Below are 25882 nucleotides of genomic sequence, written 5' to 3' on the forward strand. Positions count from 1 at the left end.
GCCCGGCCATGACGAAGAGAAATCGTTGAGGACGAAATGGGATTCAAATGCGGTATCGTTGGCCTGCCCAATGTCGGCAAGTCGACGCTGTTCAATGCGCTGACCGAGACGGCAGCGGCGCAGGCGGCGAATTATCCGTTCTGCACCATCGAACCCAATGTCGGCGAAGTCGCCGTGCCTGATCCCAGGCTGGACAAGCTATCGGCGATCGCTGGTTCGGCGCAGATCATCCCGACGCGGCTGACCTTCGTCGATATCGCAGGGCTCGTGCGCGGCGCTTCGAAGGGCGAAGGCCTCGGCAACCAGTTCCTCGCCACCATTCGCGAGGTCGACGCGGTTGCGCATGTGGTGCGGTGTTTCGAAGATTCCGACATCACCCATGTCGAAGGCAAGATCGCGCCGTTGGCCGACATCGAGACCATCGAGACCGAACTGATGCTCGCCGACCTCGACAGCCTGGAAAAGCGGGTCGACAATTTGGCCAAGAAGGCCAAGGGCAACGACAAGGAAGCCAAGGAAGCGCTCGACCTCGTTAACCGCGCGCTGGTGCTGCTGCGCGAGGGCAAACCGGCGCGGGCACTGGAGCGCAAGCCGGAGGAAGAGCGCGCCTTCGGTATGCTCGGCCTCTTGACCTCCAAGCCGGTGCTCTATGTCTGCAACGTCGAGGAAGGTTCGGCCAAGGAGGGCAACAGCTTCTCAAAACAGGTGTTCGAGCACGCCAAGAAGGAAGGCGCGGTCGCAGTGGTGATCTCGGCCAAGATCGAATCTGAGATTGCGACCCTGTCACGCGAGGAGCGCGCCGAGTTTCTTGAGACGCTCGGCCTGGAAGAGGCCGGCCTCGACCGCCTGATCCGCGCCGGCTACCAGTTGCTCGACCTCATCACCTATTTCACCGTAGGCCCGAAGGAAGCCCGCGCCTGGACCATCCACCGCGGCACCAAGGCGCCCGCCGCGGCCGGCGTGATCCATACCGATTTCGAAAAGGGCTTTATCCGGGCCGAGACCATCGCCTATGCCGATTACGTCGCGCTGAACGGCGAAGCCGGCGCCCGCGACGCCGGCAAGCTCAGGCTGGAAGGCAAGGAATATGTCGTCGCCGACGGCGACGTGATGCATTTCAGGTTTAATACCTGAGAGATCTTGTAGGGTGGGAAGGCGCATCGCGCCGTGCCCACCATCTCTCAACCAGCGCGGAAATGGTGGGCACGCTACGCTTTGCCCACCCTACGGACTACAATTCCCGCGTGATCACCGCATCCCGCCCTGATCTCGGATCGCGCCGAGATGCTCGTTGACGCGGAAGACGATCAGGATGAATTCAGCGGCAATGCGCGAAAACACCACACCGACTACGACGCCGGCAATCGAGGCCAACAGTAGGACAAATCCATAGAAGGGGCTGATTGCCATGATGGACAGGCTCGACAAAATGCCGGCGATGCCGAACAGCACGATCAAGCCGATGACCAGCCAGTAGAAAGTCTTGATGATCGTGGGCGTGATAAAGCGGTCCCACTGAAACAAATCCTGAAAATCGAACATCGATGGTTCTCCGGCGGGTCAAAAACCTTGTCCCAGACGGCACAGGGCTAGCCCCGAAAATTGCTTCGGGCAAGTCAGGGCGAGCGCCGGCGGCGGTACTCGCCCGTGGCGAACGAGCCATGCGGGTGGGCGGGTTGAGATTGCTGCAAATAACGGCCACAATCGGGCTTCCCCCACCACAATCCTCAATCCAAATCCTCAATCGATGACAACGCTGACCTTCGAAGACTTCACGCCAGGCCATTTCGGCACGTTCGGACCGCGCCATGTCACGCGCGAGGAGATTTTGGCGTTCGCCGCCGAATACGACCCGCAACCAATGCATCTGGACGAGGCCGCCGCCAACGCATCGATGCTGAAGGGGCTGTCCGGTTCGGGCTGGCATCTCGGCTCGCTGATGATGCGGATGCTGTTCGACGGGTTTATCGGCCGTACCGCCTCGCTTGGCTCGCCTGGCGTCAACGAAATGCGCTGGCTGGCGCCGCTGCGCCCGGGCGATGACCTGACGCTGGATGTCAGCGTTGCGGAGGCCAGAATTTCGAAGAGCCGGCCCGAGACCGGCATCGTGACCTTCAAGGGCACGATCCGTAACGCGGCCGGGGTCGTACTGTGTGAGATGGAGTCCCCAATCATCGTGCGCCGGCGCCTTGAAGCAGGAGCGGAGTAGCGATGCGTTTCTTCGAGGACATCGAGATCGGCGCTCGGCGCGAGTTCGGCTCTTTCACCTTCACCGCGGACGACATCAAGCGGTTTGCCGCGCAGTTCGATCCGCAGCGTTTTCACCTCGATGAGGAGGAGGGTCGCAAATCGCTGTTCGGGGGGCTGGCCGCATCGGGCTGGCACGTTGCCGCGGTGTGCATGAAGCTCTTGGTCGCCGATGGCAAGCGTCTGTCGGCAGAGGCCGCCGCACGCGGTGAGAAGGTCGCGGTGTGGGGGCCGTCGCCGGGTTTTCGTGAACTGCGCTGGATCAGGCCAGTGCTGGCGGGCGATACCGTCCGCTTTTCCAACCAGGTCGAAACCAAGCGGACCTCGGAGAAACGTCCCGAATGGGGCATCCTGCAGGCCCGCAATACCGGCATCAACCAGCGCCACGAAGTCGTGTTCTCGTTCCTCGCCACCGCGTTCGTGCCGCGACGGAGTGGTCGTTAATTGTAGCCCGGATGAGCCAACGGGTCGCGCGAATGCGCGCCCGATGACAGGCTCCGCGACATCCGGGAACGGCATCACCGGCGTTCCCGGATTGCGCTTCGCTCCATCCGGGCTACGCGCTCCCCGGCGAAACATGGTTAGCCAATTGTTTCGTTAGTGCTTCGTAATCCACGACTCCACGAAACCGGATTTTTGCTAACGCATTTTGAACTTTCTGCCTGCCAAATGCGTCTCAGGGGAAGTACCGAGGGGATAACCATGGCAGATCGCAGCGGCCTGAAATTCGTCGGCTTTGTCTTCGCAACCGTCACGATGGCGGTAATGCTCACCGCCACTATGGTGGTGAAATCCTATGCTGACGGTGTCTACACGATCGAGGAGACCGCGTTCGTCCGCCAGTAATTGCGGATCGGGCTAGCATAGACGCAGGATATCAAAACGATTCAGCGGCTCCAGATCAGCGTCATTGCCACGACCGCAAGCGTCAGCAGTCCGACGAAGCGGATCACGAGCGTGCCCATGCTATGCGACGACTGCCGCAACGGCATTGAATCCATGTTGTCTGGCTGAACGTTTTCCATCGCCGCTGTGTCCTCAAAAGGTGCCTGCCGCCAAGTGACGACATCCGTACTTGGACGCGAGGGTGCTTATAAAGTTCAGATTGAATACAGCCAAACAAAACCGCCGCGCTTCCGTGCGGAAGGCGGCGGAGTGTCAGATTTTTGCAACGATAGGATTAGCTGTTGCGCAGGCCGTCGGCGGCACGCTTCCACTGCGTGACGTTGTCGGCGATCATCCGCGTCGACTTCATCGCCGCCTGGCTGAGCTGCGCATAGCCCGAGATCTCGCGCTGGACGCGCTGGCCTTCGGCATGGAGCAAGTCGCGGAGGCTTTCGAGTTCGGAAATCAACTTCTCGATTTCCGCCAGCGACGTGCCGGCGACGCGCTGGATCAGCGAATTGACGTTGTTGACGGTCGCTTCGGCATTGGCGTCGATCGGCACGGTGTCCGGGGCCACCGCGGGCCGACGCAGATAGGCGATATCGTTGCGAACGAAATCGCGGATGCCGGCCTCGACTTCAGATACGGCGGCGAGATCGCTGTCGACCTCCGTGTTGGAATCAACTTGTTCGGAACGATTGATGGCGTTCATCGGCTATTCCTCTGTTTCGCTTTCAGGCGAGCGCGGACGTCCCCCGCACGACGAAGTGGAGCGGGTCCCATCTGTCCCACCGATTTTGTCCGCATCTGGGCCAATCTGCGGCAATGGTGGTTCATTCTCTGGGGCAGTACCCTCGAGATCGGAGAACGCGTCAAATTGGGACGACTTCTGCCCTCACCAGCTACGCCTGAAGCCCGCGCTGAGGCTCGTGTTGGCGGCGCCCGAGGGCGTTTCGCCAATCGAGCCGGAGATGGTGACGCTATCGAACAGCTTTTGCTCGGCGCCGACCTTGCGCAGCCACTTGTCGTCGGATGTCGATAGCGTCTGGCCGGCGATCAAGCTGGTGCCGGTGTCGGCAATGCTGAGCCTTGCCGACTGGTCGGTCTCGTAGCTGCGCGTCGGATGGCTGACGATGCCGGGCACCGGCACGATGCCCTGTTGGATCAGGTTGTAGTCGTTCTTCAGGGTCAGCGAATATTGCTCGCTGATCGGCAGCGACTTGCTCAAAGATGTGCCGAGCTTGCTCTGCTCGGATCCGGGATCGACCCGGGCCTCAACCGCAGTCTTGTCCCAAATCGAGCCAACACCGGGGACCGTGATCGCAGCCCACGCGGTGCCGGACGATTGCGGCAGGCTGCCGCCATTGGCGAGTTTTTCCGAGAGCAGTTCGGAGGTGGTCGCCGTGCCTTGCCGCGCGACCGTCATGTCGACGCCGATCCGCGCATCCCAGAACGGCGAGATGGATTGCTTGACCGATACCGCGGAGGTGCCGTTCGGTCTTTCATTGGCGGACCATGAGGCGTCCGCGCTGGCAGCGCCTTTCGACGAATTGCCTCCCTTCGGCGCCAGGTCGGTCAGGGTCGATGCATCGACGTTGAGCTGGCTCCAGTCGAGCTTTTCGACGTCGATGTCCTTCATGATGTCGGCATCGTTGACGCTGGGAGCGGCCCCGGCTTCTTCAGCCTCCTGCATCTCCGGCTCGTCCTCGCTCGGCGGCGTTTGCGCCGCCACAGCCAATATCGAAGCCAAACTTACGCCGGCCACCAGCATTGGCAGCCGTGCCCAGCCAAATCGCATTTTCGGAATCATTGCCCGCCCGCATTCCAAGTCACGCCAACAATGCGTTCGCTCTGTTGCGAAATTATGGCTGATCGCCGCTCTTCGTCATGCCCGGCCTTGTGCCGGGCATCCACGTCTTCGAGAGTCTCCGAGCGCAAGACGTGGATGCCCGGGACGGGCCCGGCCATGACGGAGAGAGCCTCGACCGCGACAGCTACACCGCCATCCGCGGCAGGTGAATCGGGTAGCCCACGGTCTGCTCGACCAGATCGAAGGTGTCGACCAGCACGCGCAAGTTGGTCAGGCGGCCGGCCCTGAACTGGGCGAAATGGGCAATGCGCAGGCTGATCGGCTTTTCCGAATCCAGCGCGGTCAGCGAATAGCGCACCATCGAGGCGGCCGTATCCACTCCCAGCATGATCGATTCGCGGTCGAAGCGATGGACGCGGAAATTGTCCGCGATCTGCCTGATCACCTCCATCACGGCCGCCTTGCCGCGGCGCGAGCCGAAGAACGGATACATATCGATCGGTCCATAGATCGCCCAGTCGATCTCCTCGTCGAGCAGGGCTTCGAGATCGGCTGGCTGGCGTTCATTGATTGCGCGATACAACGCGCGCGAAAAACGCCAGAGACTATGCTCTGTCATTTTGATTTGGTCCTTGAAACTGATTTTCAAAACGGCAATCGCGCCCAATCGGGCGTCTTCATCGACGCCGGGCTGAAATACCGGACTTCACTGTTGCAGCCAGAAATAGAGCAGTTTCGCCAGAACACAATTGCCGTTTTTGCAATGCACAAATGCGGCTATTTTGGCCGCATTATCGGTCGTGGCGGCGCACCGGCTCGCGCTCGATGGCGATCTCGGCGTCGCGAATGGCGATGATGCCGAACAGCAGGGCGCAGCCGATACCGCCGATCGCGGCTCCCAGCGGCATGAAAGTGAAGAACACCAGCATGCCGCTATAGCCTTCAAAACTCGTGGTTTTGAAGATTTCCACCCAGGCGAGACCCGCCCCGATGCCCATCGCCGCGCCTCCCAGCGCCCCCAACGCCAAACCAAGCAAAGCCAGCAACGCGATCTTCATAAGGTGTTCTGATCCGGAAAATCCTTGTGATGTGTCACCGCTGGCGCGGTGAGGTTCAATGGCGGGCGCGGGGGACAACAGCCCCACGAGTCATTTCCGGGTTCGATGCTTCGCATCGCCCCGGAATGACGCTGAATGGCAAATGCTAAATCGGCTCCGGCCTTCTACCGGTCAGAATCGCGGCGACGTCGCGTTCGAGCAGCTGCTGGACCAGATCGAAGGTGTCGATGATTTCCCTGATCTGGCTGATCTTGCCGTCGCGCAGCGTGTAAAAGCCGGCGATGTCGAACTGCACCATGCGCTGATTGATGCTCTTGCGGAAGAACACGCGGATGAACGCGGCCGCCTTGTCGCCCTCGACGACCAGGATCGGCACCTCGCAGCGCAGTTCGGAATAGCGGGCGCGGACGGCGTTCCACATCTCGCGCATTTCGGCCTTGCCGCGGCGATGGCCCATGTGCGGCAGTATGTCGATCGGGGCGTTGGCGAGGGACTCGATATCGTCGGTACAGCGCGCCAGCGCGCCTTCGACGTCGCCGGAATACAGGACGTTGAGGAAATCCAGTACGCGCTGACGATGGGATTCCTCGGTCATTCGTCCACCCCGTCTGGGTTCGATCCGGCTCTGCGGCCCAATCCATTCTGAAGGGAACGGCAGAGGGATCAATCAGCAAAAGGAACCCACAGTATGTGACGCGGTGGTTTCCAAAAGGTTCACTGCCGCCCGCGATGCGACGACACAGGGAAAGACGCACGGGCTGTTGCAGGGGGACGGATTACACTCAAACCCTCATCCCGAGAAGCCTGCGGAGCGGGCGTCTCGAAGGATGTCGGCCTGCTGCCGGCTCCTAAGCGGCGTCTTTGGTTGCGATCACCGTCCGGATGTCGTCGGCCAGTTCGCGGTATTGCAAGCCGAGGCGCAGGTATAGCTCGCGCTTCGCCCCATCCGATGTCAACTTGCTGATCAAATCGCATTCGGCGTTGAGAGTCTCGAACCGCTCCAATTTGGCTTCAAGATCGGTCACGACGGCCACCAACGGGATCAGCTTACGTCTTCATTTTACGTCACGGCTAACATCGTTATCGGGTAGAACTAATTTATAGCCTCGGCGATTGCGCGGACGCTCCGGCAATCATTGCCTGGTAATTTGCCTCGGGAAACGTCATCATTCCCAAACGCGAGGCAAAGCCTCCTGACCGGCTATCGCGAATGAGGCACGCCGAGGAGTGTCCGGCTCTCAACCGATCACCGGCGTTTTGAGTGTACCCGATACAGATGTGGGGCACGTCTGCTGGTGGCGAGAGCAGACATTTGCCACCGGAAAGAACGGCAATGTGCTATCATGCCGGCGCCAACGTCGCACATGAGACGCGGTGCTCAGATGATCACAATCCCGGAACTGGTGGCGCAAGCTTTGGGGTCATTTCTGGCTGCGGATACCAGGAGCAGGTTTGGCTCCTCCCAAGCCCGGCTGGCTGAATTTCTTCCTTATGCAGCCAGGCTCACATTGGAATGCATCGGCAACAGCGACGCTCTGTACCACAATATCGAACACACAATGCTCGTGACCCTTGCCGGGCACGACATCCTCATGGGCCGGGCAATGCTGCGGCCGACGACGCCGGAGGATTATGCCAACTTCATCCTGGCGTGCCTCAGCCACGACATCGGATTTGTTCGGGGAATCGTCCAGGGAGATGACGGGGATTCCTACGTCGCCGATCTCAGCGGCCGTACCGTTCGCCTGGCGCGAGGGTCATCCGATGCTGCGCTGGGAGCCTACCATGTGGACCGCTCGAAGCTGTTCGTCTTCGAGCGGCTCGACACTTCCGAAGAAGTCGATGCGAGCCGGATCGCCAGGGCAATCGAGTATACGCGATTTCCCTATGTTGATTCATCGTCAAACGACGAGCTGACCGAAGAAGAGGGCCTGTTGCTGCGCGCGGCCGACCTCATCGGGCAACTCGGCGACCCCAACTACCTGAGAAAAGCGAATGCCCTGTTCTACGAATTTGAAGAAGTCGGCATGAACAAAACGCTCGGCTACGAGACGCCGGCAGACGTTGTTTATAAATATCCGCAGTTCTACTGGAACAACGTCGCTCCGCAGATCCAGACGGCGATACGCTATCTCAACGTCACATCGAGCGGACGACAATGGATAGCAAACCTGCACAGCAACGTTTTTCGGGCTGAGCGCGAAGTGAATTTGTCCGGCCCGCAGCCGTAATCGTGGCCTGCCTGCTCCACCGCCTTGTCGCAAAGCGTCGCGTGGACCGAGCGACGGTCGCTTGCGCTAACCATGATATCCCGGCGACTTGCGCGCCAGTCCGTCGAACGCATCGAACAGCCGCTCGCGCCAGGCATGAACCGGATCGTCTTCCATCAGCAGCTTGAACGGGCTGACCATCCGCGCCCACTGGAACGCGCCGAACACGATATAGTCCGCATAGTTTGGCGCGGCGCCGCCGAGAAAGTCTTGCGTCCGGAGCGTCAGCCGCAGCGGGTCGAGGCTTTTGCGAAAACCTTCGACCGCCTTGTCGCGGTCGGCCATGATGTCTTCCAGCTTCTTGCCGAAGCGCGCCTCGCGCGTCTTGCGGAAGTAGGCGGCGTCTTCCGGCTTCAGGTTGAGCGGGATGTCGGCGATGATGAGCGGAAAAATGCCGCCGATCACGCCGTCGCCCCACCAGTTCAGCATCCGCCCCATCGCGCGGCCGCCCTCGCCGCCGAACAATGATGGCCGGTCCGGATATTTGTCTTCGAGATAGTTGGCGATCGTCCGGGAATCGACGACCGCGGTGTCACCGTCGAGCAGCACCGGCACCTTTTCCGACCCGTGCGGCCTGATGGCGCTCTTCTCGGTGAAGCACCATGGAACGGTTTCCGCTGATAGCCCCTTGTGCGCCAGCGCCATCCGCGTCCGCCAGCAGAACGGGCTGAACGGACGGGATGGATCGGTGCCGAGGAGTTCGTAGCGTTTGAGGGACATTGGCGACATCTTGCGCGAGCAGCAGCTAGCACACAAGCGCTGTCATTGCGACGAGACAAGCCACGACTTGTTCCTCAGAGCTTGCAGGCGAAGACCGACGCAATCCATTCGCGCTTCGCCGACCGGCAGATGGCTTCGTTCCGCCCGCACTGACGAAAGCCATCTTAGCTCATTGTTCCGATACAAAGCGGTGCCGCTTGAGGAACGGATAGGCCGTTGAAGTTGAGGCATCTCGCAATCGTTCGCCCACTACGGGTGATCCGCAAGCCTCAACGGACTTGAGGGAGCCCTTTGGCTGTATCCAAAAGGGGTATGAGAGCTCTTCGGCAGTATCTCGGAAGGAGTATTGAATCTCCTTTCCACGGTCGAATAGGCTTGGGTTTACTAGAGAAATTCAGAACATGACCCGAATTGAGACGACGACCCGATTGTACCTCAGATAGTACGACTGAAGATTATACCGATAGAAGAGGCGTTTATTGCAATGCGCCACGCCATCGAGACCGCACCAAGAGATGGAAAAGCCGTAATCCTGGAGCATGATCCGACGGGGACCTATGACATTGCTCATTGGTCGGCCCAGGTGGGTCAGTGGGTCACTGAAAATGGTGAGCCAAGCAAGATCGCGCCGACGCATTGGCGTCCGATGCCGGGCGATCAATATAACGCAGAAGCGCACGGAGAAACGCACGCCTTCCGGCTCTGGTCGTCGCCGCGCGCGCGGCGCCTGATCACAGGCTCCTGCATCACGCTCGTCGCGGTGGTGCTCATACCCTTATATTTCGGGTTCGGACCAGAGATCCCATTTCTCAGTGAGGACTCGCGGAAGCCCGAGTCAACCGCGCTTCGACAGCAAGCCGAGGCCGGTCGAGCGGAAGTGGGCACGGCGACGGAGGCTGTGCAGGCCAGGCAGACCGCAGAGGCTTCAGGTACCCGGCGTGCCGTCGAGGAGCTCGATGCGCAGTTGCAGACTGCGGCTGCGGATCGCGCACAATCGCTTGAACAGGAGCGGCAGAAAACGCTTTCTCTGGCGCAGGAGCCGGCGGCTGCGCGACAAGTGTCGACCACAGACGCCGTGGAAGGCCGTCAAGCGCTCGACGAAGAACGCGCACGTAGTGCCGCGCTGACCAGCGAACTTGCCGCGGCGCGGCGCGAAATCGAGGCGCAGGCGCAACAATTGCGCGTCGCGAGTGAGGAAGCTCGGCAACTCCAGCAGGCGGCAGCCGCGGAAAGCGCAGGATCGGTCGAGCAGGAACGGCAGAAGGCAGCAGCCCTGGCGCAGGAGGTCGCGGCGGCGCGAAAAGAGCTGACCACTAGCGCGGCGAAATACGGCCAGGCGCTCGACGAGGAGCGCGCACGCAGTGCCGCACTAGAGAGCGAGCTCGCCACCGCGCAGCGCAAAAACGAGGCGCATGCGCAGCAATTCCGCGCGGCAAGCGAGGAAGCTCGGCAACTCCAGCAAGCGGCAGCCGCGGACAGCGCACGATCGGTCGAGCAGGAGCGGCAGAAGGCTGCAGCCCTGGCGGAGGAAGTCGCGGCGGCGCGAGAAGAGCTGACCACAAGCGCGGCGAAACATCGGGAAGCGCTTGAGGAGGAACGCGCACGCAGTGCTGCGCTGAAGAGCGAGCTCGCCGCAGCGCAGCGCGAAAACGAGATGCAGTCGGCGCAATTGCGCAAGGCGAGCGAAGAAATGGGGCAGCTCAAGCGAGCAGCCGCAGACACCGCGGAATCGCTCGGGCAGGAGCGGCAGAAAGCGGCGGCCCTCGCGCGGGAGGCTGCGGCTGCGCGACAAGAACTCATCACAAGCACGGCGAAACATCGGCAAGCACTCGACGAGGAACGCGCACGGCAGGCCGCACAGTGGAGCGAGCTCGCGGCAGCGCAGCGCGAGATCGAGGTGCAGGCGACGCAACTGCGCAGGGCGGAGGAAATCGGGCAACTCAAGCAGGCGGAAGTCGCTGACAGCGCACAACCGCTCGAACAGGAACGGCGAAAGTCGGCTGCCCTCGCGCAGGAAGCCGCGGCTGCGCGGCAGGAGCTGACCGCGAACGCGGCGAAACATCGTCAAGCGCTCGATGAGGAACGCGCACGGCTGGCCGCACAGGGGAGCGAGCTTGCGGCGGCGCAGCGCGAGATAGAGGCGCAGGCGACGCAATTGCGCCAGGCGAATGAGGAAATCGGCCAGCTCAAGCAGGCGGCAGCCACGGAGAGTGCACAATCGCTCGAGCGGGAACGGCAGAAGACGGTCGCCCTCGCGCAGGAAGCCGCGGCTGCGCGGCAGGAGCTGACCGCGAGCGCAGCGAAACATCAAGGACTCGATGAGGAACGCGCGCGCAGTGCCGCGCTGGCCGCCGAACTCGCCACAGCGAAGCGCGAAAACGACACGCGAACAGCGCAACTGCGCAAGGCCAGCGCGGAAATGGGGCAGCTCAGGCAGGCGACGGAACGCACTACGGCAGACCTGCGGCAATCTCTACAGCAGGAGCGCGAGCGAACCGAGGTAATGGCACGAGAAATCGAGTCGGCGCGGCGCACGATCGCTGCACGTGTCGCCCCTGAACCCGCGGCGACCGGCAGCATTTCCAAGGCAGCACGCGTAGTCGAGGCGGCCGCGACGGCGCACTCGCCGGCCGTAGAAGCGCAAGCGAATCCAGAGGCGACGAAATTAATCGCGCGCGCCCGCACGCTGCTTGGTCAGGGAAATATTGGCGCGGCGCGGATCGTGCTCGAGCATGCCGTCGAAACGGGAAGTGCGCGGGCAAGCTTCACGCTCGCAGAGACCTATGATCCCGTCATTCTTTCCACATGGGGAACATACGGTACGCGCGGCGATGCGATGAAGGCGCGCGAGCTTTATGCGAAGGCACATGCCGGCGGAATTCAGGATGCAAAGGATCGATTGGAGCGGCTGGAGCAGTGAGGGAATGACGTTTTGATACTCGGGCAAAAAGCCGCGCGGGGCGACACCCGGCGGCTGGAAGCCGAACTTAATACAAAAAAGGATATTACAGATGAACATGTTTTCCAGATCGAGCATTTTGCTCGCGCTCGCCGCTTTGGCGCCGATCATTCTGGTGCTTCAGCCTGCCACGTTGGATGCACAAACGCAGAGCGCCCGCAAGGCGCAACGCACCCCAACGCAGATCGCCGAAAAAGAGAAGATGAACGCCTGGACGGTCGGCCTCGCGGGCGGCTTGCTTGAGGGTGCGCCCCTTCGCCTCGCGGCGGAAATTGCCCGCGTCGTCGACGACGGGCCGAATTTGCATGTCCTGCCGATCGTCACTCGGGGCGCCACGGAAAACCTGAACTCGCTGCTCTATTTGCGCGGTGTCGATACGGCGATCATTAATTCCGACGCGCTCGAAGAGTACAAGGTTCAGGTGCCCGAGATCCAGCGCCGCATTACCTACCTGCTTAACCTCTTTCCATCCGAGCTGCACATCTTCGTTCGGCCTGAAATCCACAGCCTGCAGGATCTCGCCGGCAAGAAGGTGAACTTCAATACCCAGGGAACGGCTGCCGCCTATTCGGGACCGCTGATCTTCAGCCGTCTCGGAATCAATTCAGAAAACACTTTCATCCCCCATCAGGTCGCGCTGGAGCAGATGCGCAAAGGCGAGATGGCGGCCGTCGTTTTCATCACCTCGAAGCCGGTTGACGCCTTCGTGCGCGGGCGCTGGGATCCAGGCTTCAAGTTCCTCCCCGTCAAATACGAAAGCAAGTTCGAGGATTACTATCTTCCGGCGGTGTTGGAAGCGGCCGAGTACCCCGGCCTGATCAAGCAGGGCGAACGTGTTCCGACGGTTGCGGTACCGACCGTTCTGGTCGCCTTCAATTGGCCGGCCGGGACAAACCGCTATCAGCGCGTCGCCCGCTTTGTTGATGCTCTGTTTTCCCGTATCGACAAGCTGCAGGGGCCGGGCTTCGACCCAAAATGGAAGTCGATCAATCTCGCCGCGACAGTTCCCAGCCTCGCCCGTTTTGCGGCGGCGCAGGAATGGCTGGATCGTCAGGCCCGCGCGGCACAGGTGTCGCGATGAAAGCGCTTCCCCTCTCCGTCGCGTTCGAAGTCGTCAGCAGGATCGCGCTCGCGCAAAGCCCGACCGATCCGCTGGCGGATCTTCGCGCTTGCTCGCAGTTGGAGCGCGAAGAGAGGCTGGAATGTCTGGACAATCTGCTCCGTAATATTACGCCGGCCCGGCCGGTTCCTGGGACCGGCAATTGGATTATCAGCGAGACCACGTCGCCTGTGGACTACACCCCGATTATCACCGCCACCACGTCTTCCCACGGCGGCTCGAATGACCATCCGATGCAACTCTCTATTCGCTGCCGCGCCGGTCGCACCGAACTGGTCGTCTCCGGACCGGCCTTCTCCCGCAACGGGAAGGCGCATGCCATTTCCTATCGCATCGATGACAATCAGCCCGTGCATCTTGCGGGAACCCCGCCGTCGTCGGGGACCGGCGTAGCGTTCACGGGCGACGTCATACGCTTGCTGCAGTCTCTTCCCGAGCAGGGAGAATTTGCCATTCGTGTTGTGAGCCGAGCCGGCGCCGCCCAGCAAGGACATTTCTTGCTTGGCGGACTGAAAATGGCGCGAGAGCGGCTCGCCACGGTGTGCAAATGGCCACACACGGTAGCCGGTCCACGTAACTGAGGTCATCGAACAATCACGGGAGGTGCGTCATGATCAGGATTGGAAGTACTGTTAGAGTGATGACGGGTGTTATAGCGTTGCTCGTCATGGCGCCGCCATCAGCGCCAGCGCAGGAGAAGAATCAAGCGACGCTGGTGAAGAAGCAAGCGGCGGCGCCTGCGCAAGGCTTGAAGCGTACCGCTGCCGTTGCCGTTGTCGACAAGAAGCCGCACCGCCTGATCCTGCAGGTGAATTCGAACGACCCCGCGATGATGAATCTCGCGCTCAATAACGCAACAAACGTTGTGCAGTACTACAAGGACCTCGGTGAGAATGTGGCGATCGACATCGTCACTTTCGGCCCGGGCCTGCATATGCTGCGTGACGACACCTCGCCGGTGAAGGCACGGATCAAGGCTATCTCGGAGAGCAATCCTTCGATCTCGTTCCAAGCCTGCGGCAATACGCGCGACAATATGAGTAGGACCGAAAGCAAGGAAATTCCGCTGATTTCAGAAGCGAAGATCGTGAAATCCGGAGTCGTGCGGGTAATGGAGTTGCAGGAGCAGGGCTGGACGTATGTAAAGCCGTGATGACGCAGCCCTTGCGGATTCGGCAGCTTTCGCCTGACGTTTCAGCGATTGCGCAGCTTCTCGCCGCGCAATCGCTGAAATTCATCAGGATACACGAAGGCGACGAAACGGCCTAAACCGTCGAAATGCCGTCGATCGGGCTGACATCGCCGACGAACCGCAATAGATCGGCCATCGTGAATTCGCCAGGTGTCTTGGACGGCAGCGTCGGCTTCCAGTTCTTGCCCTTCAGCCACAAATACGATTGACGGTCACCGTGGACGAGGCCGACAAACACTTCGGCCACGATTGTAGCGCCCACCGGTCCGAGTTTTTCGCCGCCGCCGCGCTGCTCGGCCTCCTTGAGGATGTAGTACCACAGCGGTGTGTGCTCGTGCAGCCCGTGCTTCTTTGCCGCGGCGCCGTCCGTGCCACTCGCAATCTCAGCCGGGGAGAGCGGATTCTTGATCTTCATCGCCTTCGCGATATCCTGTCCCGACGGCAGCCCCAGCATCACGCCGCGCTTGAGATTGCGGAACGGCAGGCTGCCGCCACCGCCCGGCAGCTCGTGCAACTGCGGGATCAGGAACGGGTCGATCTTCCGCGAGGGATTGAGCCGCACATTGGTCGGATTGGCCGCCAGCACTTCAAAGTAGCGGCGCCAGTCGATGATCCAGTTGCTGGAGAGCACCGGTATAGGCAGCGGCGGCTGCACCGGATCAGGCGCGAGATCGCCGATGATGCCGCCCGACAGGCCGGTGAACTTGAACAGCAGATCGAGCGTGGCGGGAATGCCGCCGCCCGGCGTGAACTTGCGGTTATGGCTGTAGACCTCGCGCACCATGCTGTGGCCGAACCGGTACGCCGCCGCGGAAAACTCGACCGGCATGTAGGGCGTCTTCTTGAAGCGGTAGAAGCGGCGCCCCTGCTCGAGGATCTTGGCGACGATGCCCTTCTCGGTGATGCGCTCCACGAAATCATGCAGCACCATCCATTGGTAATGCCAGGTCACCGTCTGGCGCGCCTGCGTGAATATCTCGCCGGCCGGCACCCCGGACGCAGCAAGATGGTCGCAGACCTTGTTGTGAAACTTCAGCATCGCCAGGTGCGTTTGGGCAACCACGAGATTTTCGTCATTACGATGGTCGCCGATCAGCGCAAAACCTTCCGCGTTACGCGGCAGGTCGTTGCGCGGCGTGATGGTGACATCGTCAACGCTGATGGTCTTGCCGAGCAGCAGCTTCGGACCGGGCGACTTGCCGTCGGTATCGCCGGGATTGCGCGCGTAAAGCTGCCGGCTGCCGTCCGGACCGAGACCGTAGACGCTGTCGAGATCGAGTGCCGGCGTGCGGAAGTTCTCGACCGCCGTCGGGTCGGCTTCCTTGTCGCCGAACGAGGTGAGATCGAGCGTGATGTCGTGATCGACAAATTGGCCGAGATAGGTGAATCCTGCCGGGATCTTGCTGTTATTGCCGGCGGCGTCACCGGGGTTGGGATCTTTCATCGCGTCGGCAAGCTCCTGCAGCGGAGCGTCGTCGACGGCGAGCGGCTCGAGATTCGGAAACATCCGCCCGAACATTCCGGGATCGTCATGTCCGGAAAGTGAATCGAGAAACTGTCGGGTCGGTTGGCGGCCAGCCTTGCCATGGCCGGGCTGGACATTCACTTGAGTTGCCATCACTTCCTCCAATCGCAAATGTTGGGAGAAGAGGGGTACCGGTGTGTCGAGGTGTTCAGGTAAATAAAGGTTCAGGTAAAATTCGAGCGATACCCCTCGCGAGGGTTCAGCAGCAAAACCCACGCCAGACTGTGACCAATCGGAGCGCGGTACCAGCGGATTATTTTTTGATTTGTGTGAGCAGCTTCACTGACAGAACATGATTCGGAAAAGTGGGTACCGATTTTCCCTCGCGACAAACGCGGAACGCGTTTGCGCGGAGATCATGCTCAAATCTGAAGAGATAGAGCGAGATGACGATTCGAAGAAAGTCATCACGCTCTAGGTGCGATGTCGAACGTTTTGCGCAGCTCCGCGTCGGTATAAAAACACACGCCGCCATCGAGATCTCGCACCAGCCATTCCTGCAGATACACGATCTGTGTCCCGCTTTGCCTTTCATGCCGAAGCTCGAGGTGCCCGTCCTCGCTTCGCTGCAGCGAGCAACTGGATTGTACCCAGCTCGGCCATTCGTGCAGCGGCTGTCCGGTGAACTGCCAGGCGACCAACGCCACGTTGGTTGGGCGTGGCTTCAATTTCAGTGTGGTGTCCACAATCGTCTCCGAAACAAATGAGTCCTGCAGTCTGATAACGCCCGGCCGCGGCAAAAGTTGAGCGTTCGCGCGGCGATTCTCGCTTCGATTCGGCGATATTGCCTATGCGTGTTGGGGATGGATATCCGGGATAGGGATGAATCCCCAGCACATCGCGCCGGGAGATCACCATGCCGGCTCAGCGCCGCACGCCCCGACCCTACCGCACCACCGCCGCCGTCTGCCCGAATAGGATCCTGCGTTCCTCCTCGGTGCGATTCACCGGCTGGCCGAAATTCGGATTGACCTCTTTCGCCTTGGCATAGGCGCGCTCGGTGGCGGGCCGGGCGCGAATGGTTTCGAGCCAGCGCTTCAAATGCGGGAAGTCGTCGATGTTCTGGCTCTGGTTCTTGTAGGGCACCACCCAGGGATAGCTCGCCATGTCGGCGATCGAATAATCGCCGGCGATGAATTCGCGGTCCGCCAGGCGCTTGTTGAGCACGCCATAGAGGCGGTTGGTCTCGTTCACGTAGCGGTCGATGGCGTATTTGATCTTCTCCTGCGCATAATTCGCGAAATGATGGTTCTGCCCGGCCATCGGGCCGAGATTGCCCATCTGCCAGAACGTCCACTGGATCGCGTCATAGCGGCCGTAGAGATCGGCAGGCAGAAACTTTCCGGTCTTCTCGGCAAGATAGAGCAGCATCGCGCCGGATTCGAAAATCGAGATCGGCTTTCCCCCGCCCTTCGGCTCGTGATCGACCATCGCCGGAATCCGGTTGTTTGGCGCAATCGCCAGAAACTCCGGCTTGAACTGCTCGCCCTTGCCGATGTTGACCGGAAAAATCTTGTAAGGCAGCCCGGTCTCTTCGAGGAACATCGTGATCTTGTGGCCGTTCGGCGTGGTCCAGTAGTGAAGGTCGATCATGAGACGATCCTTGCGTTGGTTTCTTGTTTTCGCAAGAAAGATGCGACTGCATGAATTTGATCGGGCTGACGTGCCAAGTCAATGCAGGCGGGCGCCGTAGCGCGGAAATGTGATGAGGCGGGATTAGCGTTGCGGCACGCCGATGCGGCCGTGGTCTCGCAGCAACTTTTCGCCTGATGCGGTGACGGTCACCATCAGTCCGGTTCCGGCGATGGTTTCGCGCACGACATAGCCGCGATCGGAAGCGTCTTCCCAGATCGTCAGGCGCGGACAGGAGGTCCGCCAGGTCGCGACCACCTCTGCGTAATTCCGCGGCTCGCGGGCGACCCATTCGACGAAGTCGAGCACCAGTGGATCTGCAGCGTCCGACATCAGCCCTCTCCCCTCAGAAGGAAGCAACCGAGCCGTGAACCAGCAGCAGCCAGCTTCCGTAGAGAATGTAATACCCGGCCACCGTCGTAATCAGCAGGTTCGCCCAGGCGCGGAACTGCGCATCGCTCATCGCTTCCAGGATGCGCCGCGCCAGTGTGGTGCCGAGCATCGAGGCCGCGATCGCAACTGCGGCCAGCACGGGATCGAGCGTCGCTGCCTGGTCGATGATGCCGCCGAAATAGATCAGCTTGGTGAGATGGCTGGCGACCTGGCAGGTTGCCTTGGTGGCGACCACCTCGCGGCGGCCGAAATTGCCGCCGAGAAAGAACGTGTCCATCAGCGGGCCGGAGACGCCGGTCATCAGCATCAGCCCCATGCAGATGAAGCCGTAGAACGAGCCCTGCCAGATGCTGTCCGGGTTCGGCTTGAGGTTCTTCGGCATCAGCCGCGCCATGAACGGCGTGGCCCCGAGCAACAGCAATGCAATCGGCTTGTCCGGCACGTAGCGGGTGAGCGACCAGACGCCGAGCGCCAGCGCGCAACCAATCAGATAGACGAACACCGGCCGCCAGCGGATATGCGCCCGCCACAGAAACGCGCGCCAGCCATTGGAGGCCATCTGCGTGATTGCGTGCAGCACCATCGCGGTGGGCAGCGGCATCAGCATCAGCAGCACGCCGATCAGGATCATCCCGCCGGCCATGCCGAATAGGCCGGACAGAAACGCGGTGGCGACCATCAGCACACCCAGGGCTGCGATCATCAGCGGCGTCACGAAAATCTCCTGCGCAAGCCAGCCTCACGTTGAAGCGCAGCGCGCTGCCTCTGCTCCCTCTCCCCGCCCTTAGCGGGGAGAGGGTCGGGGTGAGGGCTGCTTCCGCGAACTCACTCACAGTCGGACTCGCGGAAGCAGCCCTCACCCGGCGCTTCGCGCCGACCTCTCCCCGCGAAGAGCGGGGCGAGCTTGAAGCCGGCGGCACTGATTCAACCCAAGGCTACTACACCCATGCTTGTGCCTCGCTTGTCGCCCACACGCAAACTGAGTTATCTTGTCCTGCCATAAGCTTTCTTGAGGGTCCTGTGCGGCGGCGGCTCTTCCGCGACGGCATGAAGGCGTCCGGGACGGCGGCGCGCCCAATTGCCTCAAGCAGCTTCCACTTACTATATTGCGAGCAGCAAGCGAGCGCCGACAGTGAAGTTCGCCCTTAAATTCGCACTTGGAACTCGCACTCGTCACGGCTTGTTCGCGGCGGCCCGATGAAGGCCAATGCCCGCACTACAACCCTAGGCGCGAGAAAAACCATGACCATCGAAGAAAATAGAAACGAGAACGACGCCGCAATCCGGGAGTCGATAGACCGCTTTGCAAAAGCGTTAGGCGCCAAAGACGTCGACGGATGCATGGCTGTCTTTGCCCCGGAAATCGTTTCCTTCGACATCCTTCCACCGCTGCAAGCGGTGGGCGCCGACGCGTTTGTGAAACACTGGCACGAGTTTTTCGAGTCCTATCAAGGTCCGCTTGACGTCGAGTTTCCCGATGTGAGGGTCACGGCGGACGATAACGTGGCGTTCAGCTATTGCCTCCACCGCATCATTGGAACGCTGAAGAATGGTCATAAGACTGATTTTTGGCTGCGCTGGACCGCTGGTTGGCGCAAGACCAATGGCAAATGGCTGATTGTCCACGAACAGGTTTCGGTACCTGTCGACTTGGCAAGCGGCAGGGCCTTGCTGGATCTAAAGCCGTAACGTTCGGTGACGCTGCGCAAACACCGAGCGCGCCGCTTGTGCACGGTCATGGCAAGCCTTGCTTGTGAATGCCCGGCAAATCGAGCTATCTTGGCATGACATCAGTTTTCCTGAGGGTCATGTGCGGCGGCTGCTCTTTCTCAACGGCATCAAGGCGTTCGAAGCCGCGGCGCGCACCGGCAGCTTCGCCGCCGCCGGCATCGAGCTTAACGTTTCCGCCGCCGCCGTCAGCCGGATGGTGCATCTGTTGGAGGAGCGGCTGGGCGTGGCGCTGTTCGAGCGCAAGGCCAACCGGCTCGTTACGACCGCCGCCGGCCGCGCCTATCAGAACGGGCTGACGCCGATCTTCGACGCGCTGGCAAGCCTGACCGCGCAGGTGACCGCGCCTGCAAGCGTGCGCGTGCTGACCATTGGCGTCGGTCCGACCTTTGCGATGAAGTGGCTGATCCCGCGGCTGGCGGATTTCCGCAAGGAAGAACCCGATATTGACGTCCGCATCACCACCGGCGGCGCCGCGGTGCCATTCGGCGAGGACTGGAGCTGCGGCATCAAGCTCGGCGACGGCGAATGGCCCGGCCTGATCGCCGAGCCGCTATTTGCCGCCGATCTGCTTCCGGTCTGCGCGCCACGCCTTGCCAACGCGCTCAAACGCCCTGGCGATCTGAAGGGGCCGACGCTGCTGCGGGTGGCGCATTCGCCCGACGATTGGCCGTCATGGCTCGATGCCGCCGGCACCGCCCGCATCAGCGCCCGCGGACCGGAGTTCGAATTTTACGGCCAGGCGCTGCAGGCCGCCGTCGACGGCCTCGGCATCGCCATGGGCATCCGGCCCTATATCGACGACGACCTCGCCGCCGGCCGGCTGGTCGCGCCGTTTGCGTTAAGTGTGCCGAAAGGCATGCGCTGGTATCTGGTCTACCGCGGCTTCAGCACCGGGCAGCGCGATTTCGCCGCGTTCCGGCGCTGGATCGTTCGCGCGGCAGCGGAGCCCGCCACGCGCCGCAGGGGCCACAGACATGCCGGATGAGAAGATTGAAACGCTGGTGATCGGCGGCGGCCAGGCTGGCCTCGTGATGAGCCACCGCCTCAAGCAGCGCGGACTGTCGCATCTTGTGCTCGAGCGCCACCGGATCGCCGAACGCTGGCGCAGCGAACGCTGGGACGGATTGAAATTCCAGTTTCCGAACTGGTCGGTGCGGCTGCCGGACTTTCCGTTTCCGCACAGCGATCCCGATGGGTTTTCGGATACGGCCACCATCATCAAATTTATCGAGGCCTATGCGGATTTCGTCGCGCCGCCGATCCGCTGCGGCGTCGCGGTGACGCGGCTGTCGCGGCGCGACGGCGGGCGCTTTATCGCCGACACCACCGATGGCACGATCGAAGCTGACAATGTCGTCGTCGCCACCGGACCTTATCAGCGCAGCCTCGTCCCGGACCTGTTGCGCGATCATCCAGTGTTTCAGGTGAGTGCCGCCGATTACAGGAATCCCGAACAGCTTCCGCCCGGCGCGGTGCTGGTAGCCGGCGCCGGCGCTTCCGGCGCGCAGATCGCTGAGGAATTGTTGCAGGCCGGCCGGCGCGTCTATCTCTCGGTCGGACGGCATCGCCGGCTGCCGCGCCGCTACCGCAGCCGCGACCTGATCTGGTGGCTCGCCGAAATGCAGTTCGACCAGATCACCCCGGAGGAGCGCGGGCCCGCGCGCCTCGGCCCGGTGATTTCGGGCGCCTATGGCGGCCGCAGCATCGATTTCCGCGACTTCGCCGCCCGCGGCATGATTTTGCTCGGACGTCTCGACGCCGCGGATGGCGGCGTGCTCGACATCGCGCCGGGTCTCGATAAAAGCCTTGGCGACGGCGACATCGCCTTCACCACCTTCCTCGATACCGTCGATGAATATGTGAAGCGGCGCCGCCTGGAGTTGCCCGAAGAACCCGGCGCCCGCGCGACGCTTCCCGATCCGCCTTGCGTCACCGCACCGCTCACGCGCCTCGACCTCGCCGCGGAGGGCATCTCTTCGATCATCTGGGCCACCGGCTACGGCGTCGATTTCGGCTGGATCGATATCCCGGTCCTCGACGCCCGCGGCGAAGCGGTTCACCGCAACGGCATCTCAGCCGTACGAGGTCTGTATTTCCTCGGCCTGCAATGGCTGTCGAAGATGAACTCCTCGTTCCTGTCAGGCGTCGGTGACGATGCCGTGGTGCTGGCGGACCATATTTTGGCGCGGCGCTGAAAGACTCTCATGTCCCGGACGCGGCGCGGCACGCAGTGACACGACGCAGAGCCGGGACCCACGCGTCTGACAAGGCAGATGGACCCCGGAACAGCAGCGCACCGCTAGCGCGCTGCGCATCATCCGGGGAACGCCGGGCCGGGCGACGCCTTCCAAAAAAACCTCCGCGACATGTGAACTCCTTCACATCTGCCCTCCACCGCGCCGTGCTCTGCTCGCGCCATGCGCAATTCCGGGGGGACACGCCATGATCTATGGCGGCTTTGAAATTCAGTCGTTCGAAGCAGGGAGAGGGCTGTGGCACGCCAGGATTCAACGGGCCGACCAGGAGCCGGTGGTGATCGATGGCATGGCGTTTCCGACGCTCGAAGTCGGCTTCGCCTGGTCGGATCCGGAAGCGGCGATCGCGGATGCGAAAGCCCATATCGATCGCTTCATGCCGCGGTTCACCACGACAACGCCCCGGGTGGAACGCCCAACCTCGCCTTAGTCGATCGGATCTCGCTGCCCACGCCCGAGCAAACCCTGCAGGCGACGCCGGTGCTCTCGAACTGCCCGGATTGCTCGGCCTCGCTCGCGGTGCTGCGTATCATCCCCGGCCGCGCCGGTGCCGAGTACTGGACCATGCGATGCACGCGCTGCGGCGGCATTCATCTGGATATCGTGAAGGCAGCGCCCGCCAGAGCGGATAGTGGCGACGTTCGCGTTTGAGGCGTGCGACGGTTCCCGATTGCGGCCTTGCTGACATCTGCTGACAGACGGAAGAGCGTGGTTTCGCACGGCCATTTGCCCTTTTCTCACCGGCTGACTCGTCCCATATTCGCCGCATGGCGAAGAAACCGGACGCTCCCAAAAAATCAGGCAAAACCCCGAAATCCAAGGCGCATCGGCCCGAGGTGCAACCAATCGGACCGGCGCTGGCGGAACTGCTCAATCCCGCCATCAACCGTGGCGATGCCGGCATGGGCTCGGGCACCGGCCTGCAGCCGCCGCCGGACAATTCCTGGGACCGCCGCGCCGGCGGCGAGGCCGCCGCGCATCGCGCGCGGGCCTCGACGAGGGGAACGAGCGAGACCGTTGCGAAGCGCGATACATCTAGCAGTTCGTCGCGTGGCTTGCCCCCACCCAACCCTCCCCCGCAAGCGGGAGAGGGCTCCAGGCGACTCACACCGGGTTCGGTCGGCGAGAATGAATCGGTGAATGCGCAACCTGCGCCCCCTCTCCCGCTTGCGGAGGAGGGTTGGGGTGGGGGTGCCTCCGCGAACGCCAGCGTCGACGAGGCCCGCAACTCCGGCCTCAACGAATCCCCCCAAGCCAACTACGGCACCGCGGCCACCATCCCGACCCTTGATCCCGAACTCGCGCGACAGCTCGGCCTGCCGACCGCGGAAGACGACGAGGAAGCGCTCGCTCGCCCACCGCGCAACAAGATGGAAGCGCTCGGCGTCAAAGCCACCGCCGATGCGCTGGAAAGCCTGATCCGCGATGGCCGTCCCGAATTTCGCGGCGACAACGGCCAGCTCAAAGTCTGGACGCCGCACCGGCCGCCGCGCCCGGAGAAATCCGAAGGCGGCGTGCGCTTCGAGATCAAGTCCGACTACGAGCCGAAAGGCGATCAGCCGACCGCGATCGCCGAACTGGTCGAAGGCATCAACCGCAACGACCGCACCCAGGTGCTGCTCGGCGTCACCGGCTCCGGAAAAACCTACACCATGGCCAAGGTGATCGAGGCGACGCAGCGTCCGGCCCTCATCCTCGCGCCGAACAAGACGCTGGCCGCCCAGCTCTATGGCGAGTTCAAGAACTTTTTTCCCGACAACGCGGTCGAGTATTTCGTCTCCTACTACGACTACTACCAGCCCGAGGCTTACGTCCCGCGCACCGACACCTACATCGAAAAGGATTCGTCCATCAACGAGCAGATCGACCGCATGCGCCATTCGGCGACGCGCGCGCTGCTGGAGCGCGACGACGTCATCATCGTGGCCTCCGTGTCGTGCATATACGGTATCGGCTCGGTCGAAACCTACACCGCAATGACCTTTGCGCTGAAGAAGGGCGAGCGCATCGACCAGCGGCAGTTGATCGCCGACCTCGTCGCGCTGCAGTACAAGCGCACGCAGGCCGATTTCACCCGCGGCACGTTCCGCGTCCGCGGCGACGTCATCGATATCTTCCCGGCGCACTATGAGGACCGCGCCTGGCGCGTGAACCTGTTCGGCGACACCGTAGAAAATATCGAGGAGTTCGATCCGCTCACCGGCCACAAGCAGGACGATCTCGAATTCATCAAGATCTACGCCAACTCGCACTATGTGACGCCGCGGCCGACGCTGGTGCAGGCGATCAAGTCGATCAAGTCTGAGCTGAAGCTGCGGCTTGACGAGCTCAACAACCAGGGCCGCCTGCTGGAAGCGCAGCGGCTGGAGCAGCGCACTACCTTCGACCTCGAAATGATGGAAGCGACCGGAAGCTGCGCCGGCATCGAGAACTATTCGCGTTACCTCACCGGGCGCCGCCCCGGCGAGCCGCCGCCGACGCTGTTCGAATACGTGCCCGACAACGCGCTGGTGTTCGCCGACGAAAGCCACGTCACCGTGCCGCAGATCGGTGGCATGTTCCGCGGCGATTTCCGGCGCAAGGCGACGCTCGCCGAATACGGTTTCAGACTGCCCTCCTGCATGGACAACCGTCCGCTGCGGTTCGAGGAATGGGACATGATGCGCCCGCAGACGGTTGCGGTGTCGGCGACGCCGGGCGGCTGGGAGCTGAACGAAAGTGGCGGCGTGTTCGTCGAGCAGGTGATCCGCCCGACCGGGCTGATCGATCCGCCGGTCGATATCCGTCCGGCGCGCACGCAGGTCGACGATCTCGTCGGCGAAGTGCGCGCCACCGCTGCTGCGGGTTATCGCTCGCTGATCACGGTGCTGACAAAACGGATGGCGGAAGACCTCACCGAGTATCTGCACGAGCAGGGCATTCGCGTGCGCTACATGCACAGCGATATCGATACCATCGAACGCATCGAAATTATCCGCGATCTCCGCCTCGGCGCCTTCGACGCGCTGGTCGGCATCAATTTGTTGCGCGAGGGCCTCGACATTCCCGAATGCGCGCTGGTTGCGATCCTCGACGCCGACAAGGAAGGCTTTTTGCGCAGCGAGACCTCGCTGATCCAGACCATCGGCCGCGCCGCGCGCAACGTCGACGGCAAGGTGATCCTCTACGCCGACCAGATGACCGGCTCGATGGAGCGCGCCATCGCCGAAACCAATCGCCGCCGCGAAAAGCAGGTCGAATACAACACCGAGCATGGCATCACGCCGGAGAGCATCAAGAAGTCGATCGGCGACATCATGAACTCCGTCTACGAGCGCGACCACGTGCTGGTCGAAATCGGCGACGGCGGCATGGCCGACGACGTCATCAGTATCGGCCACAATTTCGAGGCTGTACTGAACGACCTCGAAACCCGCATGCGCGAAGCCGCCGCCGATCTGAACTTCGAAGAAGCCGCCAGACTCCGCGACGAAGTCAAACGATTGCGTGCGACGGAAATGGCGGTCGTCGACGACCCCACCGCGAAACAGCGCGCCGTGCAGGGCAGGGCCGGCGCGTACGCGGGCACGAAGAAGTACGGCGAAGCCGCGAACCTGCCGACATCAGCGATGAAGAAGCGCGGCGCCTCTTCACCCTCCCCTGGAGGGGGAGGGTCGACCGCCGCAGGCGGTCGGGGTGGGGTGAGCCGCAGCGGCGGTCCTTCCACCTCCAAAGTCCACAAACCCCACCTCGACGAAATGCACGGCCCGGAATCCTTACCCTACCGCCCCGGCGGCCCCAAACCGCGCAAGCCCGAGATCGGCAGCGGCAGCAAAATCTTCCAGCCGACGGACTCGCGGCAATCGGGGCCAGAGTTCGGGCCGGCGCCGCGGTCAAGCGGCGGCGCACCGGGGCATCGCGGCGGGTGGAAGAAGAGGTAGGTGCTGTCCGCTCTAGGGCGTGAACCCATAAATTCAGATTGGTCGTCGGACGTCCGCTTTGGTGCGGATTGTGTTGCAAAAGTCGAAAATCGAACAGCACCAAAAATCTCGCGAAAGTTGATTTTTTGACTTCTCTGCTGCTGCGTCGCTTTTCAGCGCCACTAC

The 25882-nt window shown here is 62.0% G+C and carries 29 protein-coding genes; 15 read left to right on the top strand and 14 right to left on the bottom strand.

Features of this window, described 5'->3' with window-relative positions; genetic code table 11:
* The first annotated feature begins 36 nt into the window (after positions 1–36).
* Positions 37–1134 (top strand): redox-regulated ATPase YchF, encoded by a 1098-nt coding sequence (ychF, locus tag IVA95_RS18570; RefSeq protein WP_213248158.1) that lies wholly within the window; start codon positions 37–39, stop codon positions 1132–1134.
* A gap of 114 nt (positions 1135–1248) precedes the next feature.
* On the opposite strand, the gene IVA95_RS18575 is transcribed toward ychF, so the two are convergent.
* On the bottom strand, positions 1249–1542 hold the full coding sequence (locus IVA95_RS18575) for a DUF4282 domain-containing protein (protein ID WP_213248160.1): 294 nt from the start codon (positions 1540–1542) through the stop codon (positions 1249–1251).
* Between the two features lie 205 nt (positions 1543–1747).
* On the opposite strand from IVA95_RS18575, the gene IVA95_RS18580 reads away from it, so the two are divergent.
* The 3 genes from IVA95_RS18580 (at position 1748) to IVA95_RS18590 (ending at position 3093) form a co-directional block, all read left to right on the top strand.
* On the top strand, positions 1748–2209 hold the full coding sequence (locus tag IVA95_RS18580) for a MaoC family dehydratase (protein ID WP_065731398.1): 462 nt from the start codon (positions 1748–1750) through the stop codon (positions 2207–2209).
* A 2-nt stretch (positions 2210–2211) separates the two neighbouring features.
* Positions 2212–2691, top strand: a complete 480-nt coding sequence (locus tag IVA95_RS18585) for a MaoC family dehydratase (RefSeq protein WP_247511792.1) — start codon at positions 2212–2214, stop codon at positions 2689–2691.
* Positions 2692–2949: 258 nt separating this feature from the next.
* Positions 2950–3093 (top strand): hypothetical protein, encoded by a 144-nt coding sequence (locus tag IVA95_RS18590; RefSeq protein WP_213248166.1) that lies wholly within the window; start codon positions 2950–2952, stop codon positions 3091–3093.
* Positions 3094–3134: 41 nt separating this feature from the next.
* Here IVA95_RS18590 and IVA95_RS18595 read toward each other — a convergent pair whose 3' ends face one another.
* From IVA95_RS18595 to IVA95_RS18625, 7 genes are all read right to left on the bottom strand, one after another.
* A complete protein-coding gene (locus IVA95_RS18595; RefSeq protein ID WP_247511793.1) occupies positions 3135–3272 on the bottom strand; it encodes a hypothetical protein in 138 nt (45 codons plus the stop codon).
* A 155-nt stretch (positions 3273–3427) separates the two neighbouring features.
* A complete protein-coding gene (locus tag IVA95_RS18600) occupies positions 3428–3844 on the bottom strand; it encodes a hypothetical protein (protein ID WP_213248169.1) in 417 nt (138 codons plus the stop codon).
* 183 nt (positions 3845–4027) lie between these two features.
* Positions 4028–4930 carry a hypothetical protein gene (locus tag IVA95_RS18605; protein ID WP_247511794.1) on the bottom strand — a complete coding sequence of 301 codons (903 nt, stop codon included), beginning with the start codon at positions 4928–4930 and terminating at the stop codon, positions 4028–4030.
* A 196-nt stretch (positions 4931–5126) separates the two neighbouring features.
* A complete protein-coding gene (locus IVA95_RS18610) occupies positions 5127–5561 on the bottom strand; it encodes a nuclear transport factor 2 family protein (RefSeq protein ID WP_247511812.1) in 435 nt (144 codons plus the stop codon).
* Positions 5562–5733: 172 nt separating this feature from the next.
* Positions 5734–6000 carry a hypothetical protein gene (locus tag IVA95_RS18615; RefSeq protein WP_247511813.1) on the bottom strand — a complete coding sequence of 89 codons (267 nt, stop codon included), beginning with the start codon at positions 5998–6000 and terminating at the stop codon, positions 5734–5736.
* Between the two features lie 145 nt (positions 6001–6145).
* Positions 6146–6595, bottom strand: a complete 450-nt coding sequence (locus IVA95_RS18620) for a nuclear transport factor 2 family protein (protein WP_213248175.1) — start codon at positions 6593–6595, stop codon at positions 6146–6148.
* A gap of 253 nt (positions 6596–6848) precedes the next feature.
* The gene (locus tag IVA95_RS18625) at positions 6849–7025 is read right to left on the bottom strand and encodes a hypothetical protein (protein WP_247511795.1); all 177 of its coding nucleotides are present in this window, start codon (positions 7023–7025) and stop codon (positions 6849–6851) included.
* A gap of 357 nt (positions 7026–7382) precedes the next feature.
* Between IVA95_RS18625 and IVA95_RS18630 the strand changes: the two genes are divergently transcribed.
* Positions 7383–8231, top strand: coding sequence for a metal-dependent phosphohydrolase (locus IVA95_RS18630; RefSeq protein WP_247511796.1), 849 nt, complete (start codon positions 7383–7385; stop codon positions 8229–8231).
* Positions 8232–8297: 66 nt separating this feature from the next.
* Here the strand turns inward: IVA95_RS18630 and IVA95_RS18635 are convergent, their stop codons facing one another.
* Positions 8298–8990 (bottom strand): glutathione S-transferase family protein, encoded by a 693-nt coding sequence (locus IVA95_RS18635; protein WP_247511797.1) that lies wholly within the window; start codon positions 8988–8990, stop codon positions 8298–8300.
* An 877-nt stretch (positions 8991–9867) separates the two neighbouring features.
* On the opposite strand from IVA95_RS18635, the gene IVA95_RS18640 reads away from it, so the two are divergent.
* From IVA95_RS18640 to IVA95_RS18655, 4 genes are all read left to right on the top strand, one after another.
* Positions 9868–11910, top strand: coding sequence for a hypothetical protein (locus IVA95_RS18640; RefSeq protein WP_247511798.1), 2043 nt, complete (start codon positions 9868–9870; stop codon positions 11908–11910).
* 97 nt (positions 11911–12007) lie between these two features.
* Positions 12008–13030, top strand: a complete 1023-nt coding sequence (locus IVA95_RS18645; protein WP_247511814.1) for a TAXI family TRAP transporter solute-binding subunit — start codon at positions 12008–12010, stop codon at positions 13028–13030.
* Positions 13027–13650, top strand: coding sequence for a type VI secretion protein (locus IVA95_RS18650; protein WP_247511799.1), 624 nt, complete (start codon positions 13027–13029; stop codon positions 13648–13650). The genes IVA95_RS18645 and IVA95_RS18650 overlap by 4 nt, the downstream gene beginning before the upstream one ends.
* Positions 13651–13709: 59 nt before the next feature.
* Entirely contained in the window at positions 13710–14222 is a 513-nt protein-coding gene (locus IVA95_RS18655; RefSeq protein ID WP_247511800.1) for a DsrE family protein, read from the top strand.
* 112 nt (positions 14223–14334) lie between these two features.
* Here the strand turns inward: IVA95_RS18655 and IVA95_RS18660 are convergent, their stop codons facing one another.
* The 5 genes from IVA95_RS18660 to IVA95_RS18680 form a co-directional block, all read right to left on the bottom strand.
* Positions 14335–15879, bottom strand: coding sequence for a heme peroxidase family protein (locus IVA95_RS18660; RefSeq protein ID WP_247511801.1), 1545 nt, complete (start codon positions 15877–15879; stop codon positions 14335–14337).
* A gap of 314 nt (positions 15880–16193) precedes the next feature.
* Complete coding sequence (locus tag IVA95_RS18665; RefSeq protein WP_247511802.1) at positions 16194–16472, bottom strand: hypothetical protein; 279 nt, start codon at positions 16470–16472, stop codon at positions 16194–16196.
* 199 nt (positions 16473–16671) lie between these two features.
* The gene (locus IVA95_RS18670; RefSeq protein WP_247511803.1) at positions 16672–17379 is read right to left on the bottom strand and encodes a glutathione binding-like protein; all 708 of its coding nucleotides are present in this window, start codon (positions 17377–17379) and stop codon (positions 16672–16674) included.
* A gap of 123 nt (positions 17380–17502) precedes the next feature.
* Positions 17503–17751 carry a hypothetical protein gene (locus IVA95_RS18675; RefSeq protein ID WP_247511804.1) on the bottom strand — a complete coding sequence of 83 codons (249 nt, stop codon included), beginning with the start codon at positions 17749–17751 and terminating at the stop codon, positions 17503–17505.
* A gap of 13 nt (positions 17752–17764) precedes the next feature.
* Positions 17765–18526 carry a sulfite exporter TauE/SafE family protein gene (locus tag IVA95_RS18680; RefSeq protein WP_213248192.1) on the bottom strand — a complete coding sequence of 254 codons (762 nt, stop codon included), beginning with the start codon at positions 18524–18526 and terminating at the stop codon, positions 17765–17767.
* A gap of 527 nt (positions 18527–19053) precedes the next feature.
* Here IVA95_RS18680 and IVA95_RS18685 point away from each other — a divergent pair.
* From IVA95_RS18685 to uvrB, 6 genes are all read left to right on the top strand, one after another.
* Positions 19054–19500 (top strand): nuclear transport factor 2 family protein, encoded by a 447-nt coding sequence (locus IVA95_RS18685; RefSeq protein ID WP_247511805.1) that lies wholly within the window; start codon positions 19054–19056, stop codon positions 19498–19500.
* 121 nt (positions 19501–19621) lie between these two features.
* Positions 19622–20527, top strand: a complete 906-nt coding sequence (locus IVA95_RS18690) for a LysR substrate-binding domain-containing protein (protein WP_247511806.1) — start codon at positions 19622–19624, stop codon at positions 20525–20527.
* The gene (locus IVA95_RS18695) at positions 20517–21737 is read left to right on the top strand and encodes an NAD(P)-binding domain-containing protein (RefSeq protein ID WP_247511807.1); all 1221 of its coding nucleotides are present in this window, start codon (positions 20517–20519) and stop codon (positions 21735–21737) included. The genes IVA95_RS18690 and IVA95_RS18695 overlap by 11 nt, the downstream gene beginning before the upstream one ends.
* A 247-nt stretch (positions 21738–21984) precedes the next feature.
* Positions 21985–22227, top strand: a complete 243-nt coding sequence (locus IVA95_RS18700) for a hypothetical protein (RefSeq protein ID WP_247511808.1) — start codon at positions 21985–21987, stop codon at positions 22225–22227.
* Between the two features lie 14 nt (positions 22228–22241).
* Positions 22242–22448: a hypothetical protein gene (locus tag IVA95_RS18705; protein WP_247511815.1), complete on the top strand. Its 207-nt coding sequence runs from the start codon at positions 22242–22244 to the stop codon at positions 22446–22448.
* 116 nt (positions 22449–22564) lie between these two features.
* Positions 22565–25717: an excinuclease ABC subunit UvrB gene (gene uvrB / locus IVA95_RS18710; RefSeq protein ID WP_247511809.1), complete on the top strand. Its 3153-nt coding sequence runs from the start codon at positions 22565–22567 to the stop codon at positions 25715–25717.
* Positions 25718–25882 lie beyond the last annotated feature (165 nt).

Origin of the sequence: Bradyrhizobium sp. 157 (assembly GCF_023073815.1) — a bacterium.
In the GTDB taxonomy this organism is placed as follows: domain Bacteria; phylum Pseudomonadota; class Alphaproteobacteria; order Rhizobiales; family Xanthobacteraceae; genus Bradyrhizobium.